13 protein-coding genes are annotated in these 13,267 nt (G+C 66.9%); 2 read left to right on the top strand and 11 right to left on the bottom strand.

Annotation, left to right across the window (positions count from 1 at the left end; all coding sequences use genetic code 11):
* Positions 1-240: 240 nt before the first annotated feature.
* The 3 genes from VSR71_RS08490 to VSR71_RS08480 all read right to left on the bottom strand — a co-directional run bounded on the left by VSR71_RS08490 (position 241) and on the right by VSR71_RS08480 (position 2,839).
* The gene (locus VSR71_RS08490) at positions 241-678 is read right to left on the bottom strand and encodes a YbgC/FadM family acyl-CoA thioesterase (RefSeq protein ID WP_115709391.1); all 438 of its coding nucleotides are present in this window, start codon (positions 676-678) and stop codon (positions 241-243) included.
* A gap of 111 nt (positions 679-789) precedes the next feature.
* Positions 790-1,773: a tripartite tricarboxylate transporter substrate binding protein gene (locus tag VSR71_RS08485; RefSeq protein WP_342913432.1), complete on the bottom strand. Its 984-nt coding sequence runs from the start codon at positions 1,771-1,773 to the stop codon at positions 790-792.
* Positions 1,774-1,831: 58 nt separating this feature from the next.
* The gene (locus tag VSR71_RS08480; protein WP_342913431.1) at positions 1,832-2,839 is read right to left on the bottom strand and encodes an alpha/beta hydrolase; all 1,008 of its coding nucleotides are present in this window, start codon (positions 2,837-2,839) and stop codon (positions 1,832-1,834) included.
* A 331-nt stretch (positions 2,840-3,170) separates the two neighbouring features.
* Between VSR71_RS08480 and VSR71_RS08475 the strand changes: the two genes are divergently transcribed.
* Positions 3,171-4,319 carry an iron-containing alcohol dehydrogenase gene (locus VSR71_RS08475; RefSeq protein ID WP_342913430.1) on the top strand — a complete coding sequence of 383 codons (1,149 nt, stop codon included), beginning with the start codon at positions 3,171-3,173 and terminating at the stop codon, positions 4,317-4,319.
* Between the two features lie 62 nt (positions 4,320-4,381).
* A complete protein-coding gene (locus VSR71_RS08470) occupies positions 4,382-4,903 on the top strand; it encodes an O-acetyl-ADP-ribose deacetylase (protein WP_342913429.1) in 522 nt (173 codons plus the stop codon).
* Between the two features lie 75 nt (positions 4,904-4,978).
* On the opposite strand, the gene VSR71_RS08465 is transcribed toward VSR71_RS08470, so the two are convergent.
* The 8 genes from VSR71_RS08465 to VSR71_RS08430 all read right to left on the bottom strand — a co-directional run bounded on the left by VSR71_RS08465 (position 4,979) and on the right by VSR71_RS08430 (position 13,251).
* Positions 4,979-5,917, bottom strand: a complete 939-nt coding sequence (locus tag VSR71_RS08465; protein WP_342913428.1) for an alpha/beta hydrolase — start codon at positions 5,915-5,917, stop codon at positions 4,979-4,981.
* 32 nt (positions 5,918-5,949) lie between these two features.
* Complete coding sequence (locus VSR71_RS08460; RefSeq protein WP_342913427.1) at positions 5,950-6,852, bottom strand: SDR family oxidoreductase; 903 nt, start codon at positions 6,850-6,852, stop codon at positions 5,950-5,952.
* 63 nt (positions 6,853-6,915) lie between these two features.
* Positions 6,916-7,851, bottom strand: a complete 936-nt coding sequence (locus tag VSR71_RS08455; RefSeq protein WP_342913426.1) for a glutathione S-transferase family protein — start codon at positions 7,849-7,851, stop codon at positions 6,916-6,918.
* Positions 7,852-7,941: 90 nt separating this feature from the next.
* Entirely contained in the window at positions 7,942-8,796 is an 855-nt protein-coding gene (locus VSR71_RS08450; protein ID WP_342913425.1) for a class II aldolase/adducin family protein, read from the bottom strand.
* Between the two features lie 91 nt (positions 8,797-8,887).
* Positions 8,888-9,898: an NADP-dependent oxidoreductase gene (locus VSR71_RS08445; protein ID WP_342913424.1), complete on the bottom strand. Its 1,011-nt coding sequence runs from the start codon at positions 9,896-9,898 to the stop codon at positions 8,888-8,890.
* 98 nt (positions 9,899-9,996) lie between these two features.
* Positions 9,997-10,434, bottom strand: coding sequence for a PaaI family thioesterase (locus VSR71_RS08440; RefSeq protein ID WP_342913423.1), 438 nt, complete (start codon positions 10,432-10,434; stop codon positions 9,997-9,999).
* Positions 10,435-10,551: 117 nt separating this feature from the next.
* Entirely contained in the window at positions 10,552-11,334 is a 783-nt protein-coding gene (locus tag VSR71_RS08435) for an SDR family oxidoreductase (RefSeq protein WP_342913422.1), read from the bottom strand.
* Between the two features lie 54 nt (positions 11,335-11,388).
* Positions 11,389-13,251, bottom strand: coding sequence for an acyl-CoA dehydrogenase (locus tag VSR71_RS08430; protein ID WP_342913421.1), 1,863 nt, complete (start codon positions 13,249-13,251; stop codon positions 11,389-11,391).
* Positions 13,252-13,267 lie beyond the last annotated feature (16 nt).

Raw genomic sequence — 13,267 nt, 5'->3', positions numbered from 1 at the left:
ATGAACCAGTTTGCGATCCTCTATGAGGAACGCTTCACTCATCCACATCGTTGAGATAATGCTGGCTCAGCAGTCGAAAAGATGGTGAGCCTTTAACTGCCCTGCACACAAAAAAACTGACAGGCCCCGATGACCGGAATGCCTTATCGCTAGGCACACGCCTGCCCTCTCCCCCAACCCCTCTCCCGCACGCGGGAGAGGGGAGCAAACCGGCGGTCGGACTATAGTTGACCGGCAATATCACCCCGCCGGCTTCACCACCTCATACCCCTCGATAATCTCCCGCACCACCCCCGGGATCGGCGCCGACTTCTGCGTCGCCGGATCCGCGCACACATAGACGATTTCACCGGTGATCAGGTGCTCGTCGCCCCGGTACATCTCCACCCGGAACAACATGCTGGACCGCCCCAGCCGCGCCATGCGCCCGCGCAGTTCCAACTCATCGTCAAAGCGCGCCGAGGCGTGATACTCCAGCGTGGACTTGACCACGAAGATATCGACGCCGTGCGCGTGCAGTACATCTTCCGGATAGCGGATTCCCAGCGCACGCCAGTATTCGGTCACGCAGATATCGCAATACGTCAGGTAGTGCGCATTGAAGACGATCGATTGCGGATCGACTTCGGACCAGCGCACGCGCAGCGGGATGGTATGGCGGAACTCCTCTTTGGCCATTGATGTGGTCTCCTTGCTTGTTTGTCGGAGCGATGCAAAGCATCAGGCCGCCGTCCCGCCAGCACAGGGCCGGCAGGCGCGGCGGCCTGATGGAACGCAACTGGCGCTGGCTTATTGCGGCTTGGCCAGGCCCAGCTTTTCGATGATCGCCTTTTCCTTCTTGACGGTTTCGGCGGCGAACTGTGCGTACTGCTGGCTGTTCATGTAGAACGGCTCCATGTCGAACTTGGCCAGCGATTCGCGGTAGTTGGGCATTTCCATCGCCTTCTTGAAGGCGTCATGCAGCTTCTGCACGATCTTCGGGTCGGTGCCCTTGGGCGCGACCACGCCGAACGGCGAGGTCTGCACGATGCCCATGCCCAGTTCCTTCAGCGTCGGCACATTGGGGAAGCGCGCCGAGCGCTTTTCGCCCCAGGTCGACAGCAGGCGCAGCTTGCCCTGCTCCACGTACGGCGCCCAGGCCGGCGTGTCGGCCACCGACATCACGTGGCCGCCCAGCAGCGCCTGCATCGACTCGGCATTGCCCTTGTACGGGATGTGCGAGAACTGCACACCCTGCTTCTGCGCCAGTTCTTCCATGGTCAAGTGCAGCGTGGTCATGCTGCCCGGCGAGCCATAGGTCAGCTTGCCCGGATTGGCCTTGGCGTAGGCGATGTACTCCTGCATGGTCTTGATCGGCGAATCGGCCGGCACCACCAGGCCGAACGAATAGCCGGCCAGGTTGATGATGTAGCTCAGGTCCTTGACCGGGTCCCAGTTGATCTTGGTGGTGTACGGCAGGCGGTAGACCGGCATGGCGACCTGCGCCAGCGTGTAGCCGTCGGGCGCGGTGGTCTGCATCAGCTGCGCGGGCAGCACGCCGCCGGCGCCGGGCTTGTTCTCGACGATCACCGGCTGGCCCAGGATCTTGGACGCGTTCTCGGCCAGGACGCGGAACGGGATGTCGGTGGAGCCGCCGGCGGTATAGCCGATCACCAGGCGGATCGGGCGCTGCGGGAACTTGTCGGCCTGTGCCTGGGCAGGCATGGCGGCCAGGCCGATGGCTGCGGTGGCGGCGGCGAGGCCCGCGCGGGCGATAAATTGGCGGCGTTGCATTTGACTAGGTCTCCTTGTGCTGCAAGTCACTGCTGAAAAGGTCGGTGCTGCGTTGTTATCAGGATTGGCCGAAGGCGGCACGCAGCGCGGCGACGGCATCGGCATGCGCCTGCGCCACCGCCGGCACGAACCGGCCCAGCTTGAAGAAATCATGGATCATGCCCGGGTAGTCCGCCAGCGCGGCCTGCACGCCGGCGGCGCGCAGCTTGGCGGCGTAGGCGACGCCTTCGTCATGCAGCGGGTCGTAGCCCGCCACGGCGATCCAGGCGGGGCACACATTGCGCACGTCGGCGCCGGTGCCGCCGCCGTCCAGCGGGGCGAAGCGCCAGTCGTCGCGGCTCGCTTCCTGATCCAGGTACAGCGCGAAGAACCAGCGGATCATGTCGGCGGTCAGCAGGTAGCCCTCTGCCAGTGCGCGGTGCGATGGCGTGTCCTGGCGCGCGCAGGTGCCGGGGTACAGCAGCATCTGCAGCACGGGGGCGAGGCCCGCGTTGCGCGCCTCCACGGCGCTGGCCGCGGCCAGCGTGCCGCCGGCGCTGTCGCCGCCCAGCGCGATGCGGGTCGGGTCGGCACCCAGCCGCCCGGCCTCGGCAAAGATCCAGTGCAGCGCGTCGAACGCGTCGTTGACCGCGGTCGGAAAGCGCCATTGCGGCCCGAGGCGGTAATCCACCGACAGCACCATGCAATCGGCCTGGCCGCACAGCAGCCGGCACAGCGCATCGTGAGAATTGACGCTGCCGACCGTAAAGCCGCCGCCGTGGAAGTACACCAGCAGCGGCAGCGGCTCGGCCCAGCTGGCCTCGCGCGGCGTGTACAGCCGCGTCGGGATGGCATGGCCGTCACGCGCGGGCACGTGCAGGTCTTCGGTCGCGTGCACGGCGGGCGGGCTGATGTCGAGGATCGGCGCGCTTTTCGCGTAGGCGATCTTGGCGTCCTCCGGATCCAGTGCGTTGATCGGCGGCCGCTTGGCGCGGGCGATCAGTTCCAGCAGCTGCGCCACCTGCGGGTCGAGCGGAGCCGATGGCAGGCCGGGCGTTTGGTTGACGGAGGATGGTACGGCGGACATGAGAAATCAGTTAAATCCGAGCTTCGATGCCAACGGACAGCGTGTCGCAGCGTGTCGTATACGCCGCCAGCAGCCGCCAGCATCGGTGGAAGTTCGAATAGTGAACGATCGTTCGATTTTAGTATGATGCCAGATGTTTCTGAAACGAGGCAGTACGAGATAACCCCAAAAGCCTCACGCCGGCCTGCCACGCGAGCCAGTTTTTGCGCGATGATCGGCTGGACGACGCGGCGCGGGACACAGCAATCCATTGAAACCGAAGGCGGCGCGCCTGGCCAGTGCCTTACCCTGACCCCGGTTCGCGGCAGATCCCTGCAGGAGACAAGCAAATATGGCGTTTATCTACTATCTGACCCACATCCACCTGGACTTTGGCGCGGTCAAACTGCTCAAGTCGGAATGCGAGCGCATCGGCATCCGCCGTCCGCTGCTGGTCACCGACAAGGGCGTGGTTGCCGCCGGCGTGGCGCAGCGCGCCATCGACGCCATGCAGGGCCTGCAGGTCGCGTTATTCGACGAGACCCCGTCGAACCCGACAGAGGCGATGGTGCGCAAGGCCGCCGAGCAATACCGCGAAGCCAACTGCGACGGGCTGGTGGCGGTGGGCGGGGGATCTTCGATCGACCTGGCCAAGGGCATCGCCATCCTCGCCACGCATCCGGGCGAGTTGACCACATACGCAACGATCGAAGGCGGCAGCGGCAAGATCACCGACCAGGCCGCGCCGCTGATCGCCGTGCCGACCACCTCGGGCACCGGCAGCGAAGTGGCGCGCGGCGCGATCATCATCCTGGACGACGGGCGCAAGCTCGGCTTCCATTCGTGGCACCTGCTGCCCAAGTCGGCCATCTGCGATCCGGAGCTGACGCTGGGCCTGCCTGCCGGATTGACCGCGGCCACCGGCATGGACGCGATCGCGCACTGCATCGAGACCTACCTGGCCCCCGCCTTCAACCCGCCCGCCGACGGCATCGCGCTGGACGGCCTGGAGCGAGGCTGGACCCATATCGAGCGCGCCACCCGCGACGGCCAGGATCGCGATGCGCGGCTGAACATGATGAGCGCATCGATGCAGGGCGCGATGGCGTTCCAGAAAGGGCTGGGCTGCGTGCATTCGCTGTCGCACCCGCTGGGCGGACTGAAGATCGACGGCCGCACCGGCCTGCATCACGGCACGCTCAACGCGGTGGTGATGCCGGCGGTGCTGCGCTTCAACGCCGACGCGCCCACGGTGGTGCGCGACGACCGCTACGCGCGCCTGCGCCGCGCCATGCATCTGCCCGACGGCGCCGATATCGCGCAGGCCGTGCACGACATGACCGCACGCCTGGGCCTGCCCACCGGCCTGCGCCAGATGGGCGTCACCGAGGACATGTTCGACAAGGTGATCGCCGGCGCGCTGGCCGACCATTGCCACAAGACCAACCCGAAAGAAGCCAGCGCGGAGGATTATCGGCGTATGCTTGAGCAATCCATGTAGTGCATAGCAGCAAGGTGGCCCGCCGGCACCGCGGCGGGCGCGCTCTCAAACCAGGAGACGACATGACCGGCGAGCACCTGCAGGTAGTCCATGGCGACATCACCCGGATGGAAGTCGATGCTATCGTCAACGCAGCCAACAGCGGGCTGCTGGGCGGCGGCGGCGTCGACGGCGCCATCCACGGGGCCGGCGGCCCCGCCATCATGGAGGCCTGCCGCGCGATCCGCGACGCGCAGGGCGGCTGCCCCACCGGCGAGGCGGTCATCACCACGGGCGGACGCCTGCCGGCGCCGTACGTGATCCACGCGGTCGGCCCGGTCTGGCATGGCGGCGGCCAGGGCGAGGACGAACAACTCGCCGATGCCTACCGCAACAGCATCCGCGTTGCCGCGCAGCACCACCTGCGCACGCTCGCCTTCCCCAACATCAGCACGGGCATCTACGGCTTCCCGCGCGAGCGCGCGGCGGATATCGCCATCGCCGCGGTGCGCGAAGCGCTGGCGGCAGCGCCCGAGATCGAGCAGGTGACCTTCGTCTGCTTCGACGACGAGAACTACCGCCTGTACCGCGAGCGCCTGGCCTGACGCTGGTAGCCGGGGCCGGCGTCTGACGTGATGGCGCGCAGTCCAGATGCGCGCCATGTCTTCGGCCATGCGCGGCTAGCCCGCTGGCAGTGCGCTGCGGATCAGCAGATTGACGTGCTCCGGCTGCTCGTGGACAACCCAGTGGGTGCCGTCCGGGATGCGCTCCAGGCGCAGGTCCGTGACAAAGTCCTCCAGGCCATTGAGCAGGGATTTCGGCAAGGCGCGGTCGCGTTCGCCCCAGATCACCAGCGTCGGCACGCGGATGACGAACCTGGACGGATCGAGCTGTGACAGGTCCGGCCCCGCCTCGCCATCGGCCGGCGGCCGCATCGGCGAGGCGCGGTAGAAGTTGACGCCGCCGGTCAGCGGATGCACGCCCTCTTCACCAGGCTGGGACCACGCGGCGTGGTAGCGCTCGCGTGTCTCCGGCGTGTACCACGCGGCCGGCTTGCCGTCGGCGTCGGCCAGCATGCGGTCCAGCAGCGCAAAGTCGTTGGCAGCCAATGCTTTCTCCGAACCGGACTTGCGCAGCCAGTTCATGTAGGCGGAGGCGGCCTGCTGCTCCGGATCGGTGGCCAGCGCGCGCGCGAACAGGTACGGGTGCGGCGAGTTGATGATGACGAGCTGGCGCACGAGTTGCGGGAACTGGATCGCCAGGTTCCAGCAGATCGCGCCGCCCCAGTCGTGCGCCACCACGATTGCCTGGTCATAGCCCAGCGCACCGATGAACTGCACCAGGTCTTCGACGATATGGCGCGGCCGGTAGGCCTCTACGTCGCCCGGCTTGCTCGACAGGTTGTAGCCGCGCAGGTCGGGCGCGACGGCGAAATGCGTGTGCCCGAACTCGGCCAGCTGGGCTTCCCATTCGTACCAGAACTCGGGGAATCCGTGCACGAACAGCATCAGCGGCTTGCCGCGCTCGCCCGCGCTGGCGTAGTGCAGCCGGGTGCCGTTCGACAGGCTGGCGTATTGCAGGTGCCGGATAACGGCGGGGGCGGCCATGGTGGTCTCCATGTGCGTGGCTCCTCGTTGGTGGCGTTGGCGAGTCAGCCGCGCAGCGCGGCCACGAGGCCCGCACGGACTTCGGGCTTGTCGGCAAAGGGATCGCCGGGGTTGCGCGGCCCGACGATGTCCTCGAAGCGCTGGCGCACCGGCGCCAGTGCCTGGGGATGCGAATAAATATAGAAGCTATCGGCGCGGATGGCATCGAAGGTTTTCTGCGCGACCTCGGCCGCGGTCACCTTGCCCGAGCCGACGGCCTTGTCCGACAGCGCCTGCGACACCAGCTGCGAGCGCGTCGGCGGCGCCTGGTTGGCCAGCTCCGCGGGCCGGTTGCGCTGCGACTGGTTGATGCCGGTGGGCACGAAGTACGGGCACAGTACCGAGCAGCGCACCTGTTCGGTGACGAGGCCCAGGTCCTGGTACAGCGTCTCCGACAGCGACACCACGGCATGCTTGGACACGTTGTACACGCCCATCGCGGGCGGATTCAGCAGGCCCGCCATCGACGCGGTGTTGACGATATGGCCCTGGTACGACGGGTCCTTCTCCGCGGCGGCCAGCATCAGCGGCGTGAAGATGCGCACACCGTGGATCACGCCGTAGAGATTGACGCCGAGCACCCACTCCCAGTCCTGCAGCGAGTTTTCCCAGAGCAGTCCGCCGGCGCCCACGCCGGCATTGTTGAACAGCAGGTTGACCTGCCCGAATGCCTCCACAGCCGCGTCGGCCAGCGCCTGCACCTGCTCGGCGCGCGACACGTCGGTGCGCAGCCCGATCACCGGCACGTTGCGCGCCTTGAATTCGGCCACGGTCGCGTCTAGCGCGTCTTCCTGCACGTCGGCCAGCACCAGCTTCATGCCGAGATCCGCCCCGATGCGGGCGAACTCCTTGCCGAAGCCCGAAGCACCGCCGGTGATGACGGCTACCTTGTTGGAAAAATCCTTCATGTCGTCTGTCCTGTCGCGTGAAATCAATAGGGGGATGGCCGCGCGCAGCGCCGCAGCGCCGGTTCAGGCGGCGCGCTGCACCTGGTAGCCCTGCCGCGGGAAATGCACGTTGAGCGCGCCCGCGCGCGGGTCCTGCCGGCGCAGCGTGACGCGGTGCGGGCCCAGCGCCAGCAGCACGCCGGCGACGGGATCGCGCGCGTAGTCGGTGGGAGTGACCGTGACCGGATCGCCCGGCTGCAGCCCTTCGCCCTCGCGCACGCCTTCATCGAGCGCCACCGGGTCGGCGCTGCGCGCCATGCCGATGGCCTGCTCGCCATCGATCACGTGCGGACGCCCGTGGCCGAAGGTATTCATGCGCGCATACCAGGCCTGCAGCCTGGGATAGGCCTCCAGCATCTGCGCCAGCGCGCCGGCGCGGCGGATAAACCAGAGGTTGTGGTACAGCGAAAAGTCCGCCACGGACAGCAACGGCCCGGCAACATGCTCCACGCCCGCGGCGAACTGCGCCTCGATCCTGCCAAAGGTTTCGTGCAGTTGCGCGATGGCCTCGGGCAGCGGCATGCGCAGCGCGCTGGTGTCGCCACGCATGGCCTTGCGGTCGGCGACAAACGCCTGGATCTGCGCCGGCGACAGATGGCCCAGCATGCTGGCGACGCCGGCCGGCTGGAACACGTAAGTCACGGCGGCGGTAAACAGCGCGCTGTCCAACCATGCCGCCGTCATGCACGCCGCCGCGGCCTGCGCGGGCGGATATAGGGGCGTGGCCGGCGCCATCGTGTCGATGATTTCGCAGATCAGCGCCGTGTCGCAATAGATATCGGCACCGACCTGCATCACCGGCGTGCGACGGTAGCCGCCGGTCAGCGCCAGCAGGTCGGGCTTGGGCAGGATGGCGGGGATTTCCACCGCCTGCCACGCGAGTCCCTTGGCGCCAAGGATCAGCCGTACCTTTTCCGAGAACGGCGAGGTTGCGTACTGGTGAAGGATGATGTCTGCCATGCGTGCCACCTCACGGTTGTGGTTCGACTGCGTTCGACTGCAGGGATGCCGCCATGCGGCGGCGGCATTGCAACGCTTTGCGGCGGCCGCTCAGTCCAGCAGGTCGGGCTGTTCCCTGACGATGCGCGCATACAGCGGCTGGAACTGGAACCAGCCCGCCTGCGCGGTGCCGACGATCGAATACGCCTGCCCTGCGGCAGCGTCGGCGATCACCTTCAGCGGCGCCTGCGTGCGCGCCGCGGCGGCTTCGGCCAGCAGCTGCACCTGGCAGGAGCGTTCCATGGTGATGAACCACCACGCCGCTTCGTCCACGGTCTTGCCGACCGTCAGCAGGCCGTGGTTCTGCAGGATCGCAGCCTTGTTCTGTCCGAGCGCATTGGCGATGCGCTGGCCCTCGTCCAGCTCAACCACCACGCCGCCAAAATCGTCATAGACCGCATGGTCGTTGTAGAAGGCGCACACGTCCTGCGTCAGCGCATCGAGCGGGCGGCCGAGCGTTGACCAGGCGCGGCCATAGGTGCTGTGCGAGTGCGCGGCGGCGACCGCGTCGGGACGGGTCTGATGCACCCGCGAATGGATGGCAAAGGCCGCGGCATTGACGGGGTAGTCGCCCTCCACCACGTCGCCGTGGTGGTCGCAGCGGATCAGGTTCGAGACCTTGACCTGGCTGAAATGCACGCCGAACGGATTGACCCAGAAGGTGTCGGGAAACTCGGGGTCGCGCGCGGTGATGTGTCCGGCCACGCCTTCGTCGAAGCCGAATTTCGAGAACAGCCGGAAGGCGGCGGCCAGGCGCTGCTTGCGATGCAGGCGCTCCTCGCCCACTGTGGCGAACTGCGGCGGCCGGGGCAGGTTGCGGTAGCGGGCCTTGACCTCTTCAGGCAGGCCGGCTCCTATATCATCGCTTGTGTCTTGCTGGACTTGCGGAGCTTGCGGGGCATTCATGGGTGTCTCCTCCTCTTGTCTTGCCTGCGTTGTCTTGCCTGCGTTGCCCTGCCCGGCACGCCCATGGGGACGCGGCGTGCCGGTGCTGCGCTCAGACCAGCTTGACCAGCTGCTTGCCGAAGTTCTTGCCCTTGAGCAGGCCCATAAAGGCTTCCGGCGCGCTGGCCAGGCCATCGGCAATGCTTTCGCGGAACTTCAGCTTGCCTTGCGCGACCGCAGTGCCCAGTTCCTTCAGCGCCTGCGGCCACACGTCCATGTGCTCAGAAACGATAAAGCCCTCGATGGTCAGGCGCGAGACCAGGATCAGCTGCGGGTTCTTCAGCGGCAGCGGCTGGCCGTCATAGCCGGCGATCATGCCGCACATGGCGATGCGACCGAAGGCGTTCATGCGCGACAGCACCGCGTCGAAGATCTCGCCGCCGACGTTCTCGAAATAGCCGTCGATCCCGTCGGGCGTGGCCTCCTTGAGCATGGTGTAGAGCTCTTTCGGGTCTTTCGCCGCCTTGTAGTCGATGCAGGCGTCGAAGCCCAGCTCATTGACCACGTAGTCGCACTTGTCCTTGCCGCCGGCAAAGCCCACCGCGCGGCAGCCCGCCAGCTTGGCCAGCTGGCCCACCACGCTGCCGACCGCGCCCGACGCGGCGCTGACCGCAATGGTCTTGCCCGCCTTGGGCTGGATGATCTTGTTCAGGCCATACCATGCGGTCACGCCCGGCATGCCGACCGAGCCCAGGTAGGCCGACAGCGGGATATGCGTGGTATCGACCGGCTGCAGGCCGGTGCCGTCGCTGACGCCCATTTCCTGCCAGCCGAACATGCCGACCACCTTGTCGCCCGGCTTGAACTTGCTGTTCTTGCTTTCCACCACTTCACCGACGGTGCCGCCGATCATCACCTCATTGAGCGGCTGCGGCGCGGCATACGACTTGCTGTCATTCATGCGGCCGCGCATGTACGGGTCGAGCGACAGGTAGTGGTTGCGCACCAGCACCTGCCCGTCGGCGATCTGCGGCACGGGCACTTCTTCCAGCCGGAAATTGGCCGGCGTCACCGCGCCCTCGGGACGCGAGGCCAGGACGATGCGCTTGAACGTGTTGGACATGATCGGGTTCCTTCCAATGGGAGATGGAAACTGCATGGAAACTGCAAGGAGTTGCTATGTGGGGCACCTGCCGCCCCGCGCTGTCCTGGCGCCGGCGCTCAGCCGTCGGCGCCGGTATCGGTTTCGCCCGGGCGCTGCGGCGGCATGCGCCGGATGTACTTGAACGTGCCCGAGCCGCGCGCCACGCTCTTGCCGTCGGCATCGACGATCTCGGCCTCGCAGAACACCATGGTGGTGGTGCGGTGCACCGTGGTGCCGCGCGCGGTCAGGTGGCCGCGGCCCGGCGCCATGAAGCTGCTCTTCATCTCGATGGTGACCACGCCGCGGCCATCGGCATCGCTGCTGCGGCCGGCCACCGCCATGGCCACGTCGAGCAGCGTCATGATCACGCCGCCGTGGGCCATGTCCCAGCTGTTCTGGTGGCGCTTCTCGACCGGCAGCGAGATCTCGCTGCGCCCGCCCTCGGCCAGGCTGCAGGTCACGCCGAGGTCGGCAAGGAACGGGATATGGCTCAGGGAGCCGGTGTACTGGGTCATGGCAATGCGAGTCGGAATGCGAGTCGGTTGGAGGGTTGGAGAGGCGCCGGCGGCAGCTTGCCTCCGGCGCCGATCCCGCATTATTGCCGCAAACGCCGGCAGTCGCTCACACCGCGCTCAGACCGCGCTGACGCCGCCGTCGACTGCCAGGATCTGCCCGGTGATGTGCTTGCCGGCATCGCTGGCAAACAGCAGCGCCGCGCCCTTCAGATCTTCGTCGTCGCCCAGGCGGTGCAGCGGCACGCCGGCGCACATCGCCTCTACGCCCATGCGCTCGAGCGAGCCCTTGGTCATCCTGGACGGGAAGAAGCCCGGCGCCAGCGCGTTGACGGTGATGTTGTGCTCGCCCCACTCTGCCGCCAGCGTGCGCGTGAAGTTGACCACCGCACCCTTCGAGGTGTTGTAGGCGATGGTCTCCATGGTGCCCGGCGGATTGCCGGCCAGGCCCGCGATCGAGGCCACGTTGATGATGCGGCCGTAGCGGCGCGGGATCATCGACAGCTTGCCGATGCGCTGGCTCAGCAGGAACAGGCCGCGGATATTCAGGTTCATCACCTTGTCCCACGCTTCCACCGGATGGTCCTCGGCCGGCGCGCCCCAGGTGGCGCCGGCGTTGTTGACCAGGATGTCGACGTGGCCGAGCCTGGCGATGGCCTCGTCGGCCAGCCGGGCGATCTCGGACTCCTGCGAGCCGTCGGCGGCGATCCAGTCGGCGTCGATGCCGAGCGACTTCAGGTGCGCCTGCGCGGCCTGCAGTTCATCGGCCTTGCGCGCCGACAGCACCAGGCGCGCGCCCTGCTCGCCCAGTGCCTCGGCAATCTGCAGGCCAAGGCCGCGCGAGCCGCCGGTGATCAGCGCGGTCTTGCCCTTCAGGTCAAACAGTTGCTGGATGGTGCGCATGTGTCTCTTCCTTCGTTGTCTTTGAATGATGCAGCAGGAGATCAGAACCGGCGGTCAGAACCAGGCGTCCTGCATGTCCAGCGTGGTGCGGTCCAGCGATGCCAGCAGGTCCAGCTGAGGGCCAACCCTGGGCAGCTCGAAGCGGAAGAAGTACGCCGCCGCGGCCAGCTTGCCGCGATAGAAGTCCTGGTCTTCCTTGCCGCTCGCCTGCGCCAGCGCGGCCTGCGCCAGCAGTGCCTGCTCCAGCCAGATCCACGCGACCACCACGTGGCCGAAGGCCTCCAGGTAGACCGACGCATTGGCCAGCGTCACGTTGGCATCGCCGGCGCTCCACAGCGTCTGGGTCACTCCGGCCAGGCGCCTGGTTGCGGCACCAAGCGCGCCCGCCTGCCGCGCCAGTTCGGCATCGTCCGCGGCCAGCGCGCGGCCAATGGTGGCCTGCACGCGCTCGCCCAGCAGCCTGAACGCGGCACCGTCCTTCATCACCACCTTGCGGCCCAGCAGGTCCAGTCCCTGGATGCCGTGCGTGCCTTCGTGGATCGGGTTCAGGCGGTTGTCGCGGTAGAACTGCTCGACGTTGTATTCGCGGGTGTAGCCGTAGCCGCCATGCACCTGGATCGCCAGGTTGTTGGCCTCCAGGCACCATTGCGACGGCCAGCTCTTGGCGATCGGGGTCAGGATGTCGAGCAGCAGCGCCAGGCGCGCGTGCGTTTCCTGGTCGCCGGCGGCGGCAGCGGCCTCTTCCTCGTCCACCAGCCGCGCACAGTACAGGTTCAGCGCCAGGCCGCCCTCCACATAGCTCTTCTGTGCCAGCAGCATGCGGCGGATATCGGCGTGCTCGACCAGCTTCACCTGCGGGCTGGCGGCATCCTTGCCGCCGGGGCCGACAGGGCGGCCTTGCGGACGGTTGCGCGCGTAGTCCAGCGCATGCAGGTAGCCGGTGTAGCCCAGCATCACCGCGCCCAGGCCCACGCCGATGCGCGCTTCATTCATCATGTGGAACATGCAAGCCAGGCCCTTGTGCGGCTCGCCCACCAGGTAGCCGATCGCACCGGCCTTGCCGCCCGGCTTGTACTTCATGCCTTCGCCGAAGTTCAGCAGGCAATTGGTGGTGCCGCGGTAGCCCATCTTGTGGTTCAGGCCGGCCAGCACCACGTCGTTGTGCTCGCCCAGCGAGCCGTCCTCGTTGACCAGGTACTTGGGCACGATGAACAGCGAGATGCCCTTCACGCCTGGGATCAGCTTGCCGTCCGGGCCGGGGATCTTGGCCAGCACCAGGTGGACGATGTTGTCCGACAGCTCGTGCTCGCCGGCGGAAATCCACATCTTGTTGCCGCGCAGGCGGTATTGCGCGCCCAGCGGCGATTCGCCTTCATACTCGGCGCGCGTCGTGATGTCCGACAGCGACGAGCCGGCCTGCGGCTCCGACAGGCACATGGTGCCGAAGAAGCGTCCTTCCATCTCCGGCTTGACAAAGGTCTCGACCTGCGCCGGCGTGCCGTGCGTCAGCAGCAGGTTGGCGTTGCCGATGGTCAGGAACGGGTAGGAGCTGGTGCCGACGTTGGCGCCCTTGAAGTAGGCGAAGCCGGCCTTTTCCACTACGACCGGCAGCTGCATGCCGCCCAGTTCGTAATCCTGGCCCGCGGCCATCAGGCCGGCCTCGCAGAAGGCTTTCAGCGCGGTGCTGACCTCGGGGATGATGCTGACGGTCTCGCCGTCGAACTCGGGTTCGTGCTGGTCGTTCTTCTTGTTGTGCGGCGCGAACAGGTCGGTGGCGATCTTCTCGCAGGTGTCCAGCGCGGCATCGAAGGTCTCGCGCGAGTGGTCGGCGTAGCGCGGAATGCGGGTCAGCTCGTCGACCTTGAGCCATTCGTACAGAATGAAGTTCAGGTCGCGACGGGAAAGGATTATCGACATGGTGTCTCCATGCGGA

The sequence above is a fragment of the Cupriavidus oxalaticus genome (assembly GCF_038900635.1).
Classification (GTDB): domain Bacteria; phylum Pseudomonadota; class Gammaproteobacteria; order Burkholderiales; family Burkholderiaceae; genus Cupriavidus; species Cupriavidus oxalaticus_B.
Note: the sequence above shows the minus strand (reverse complement) of the source record. Positions and strands in the feature narration are given on the sequence as shown.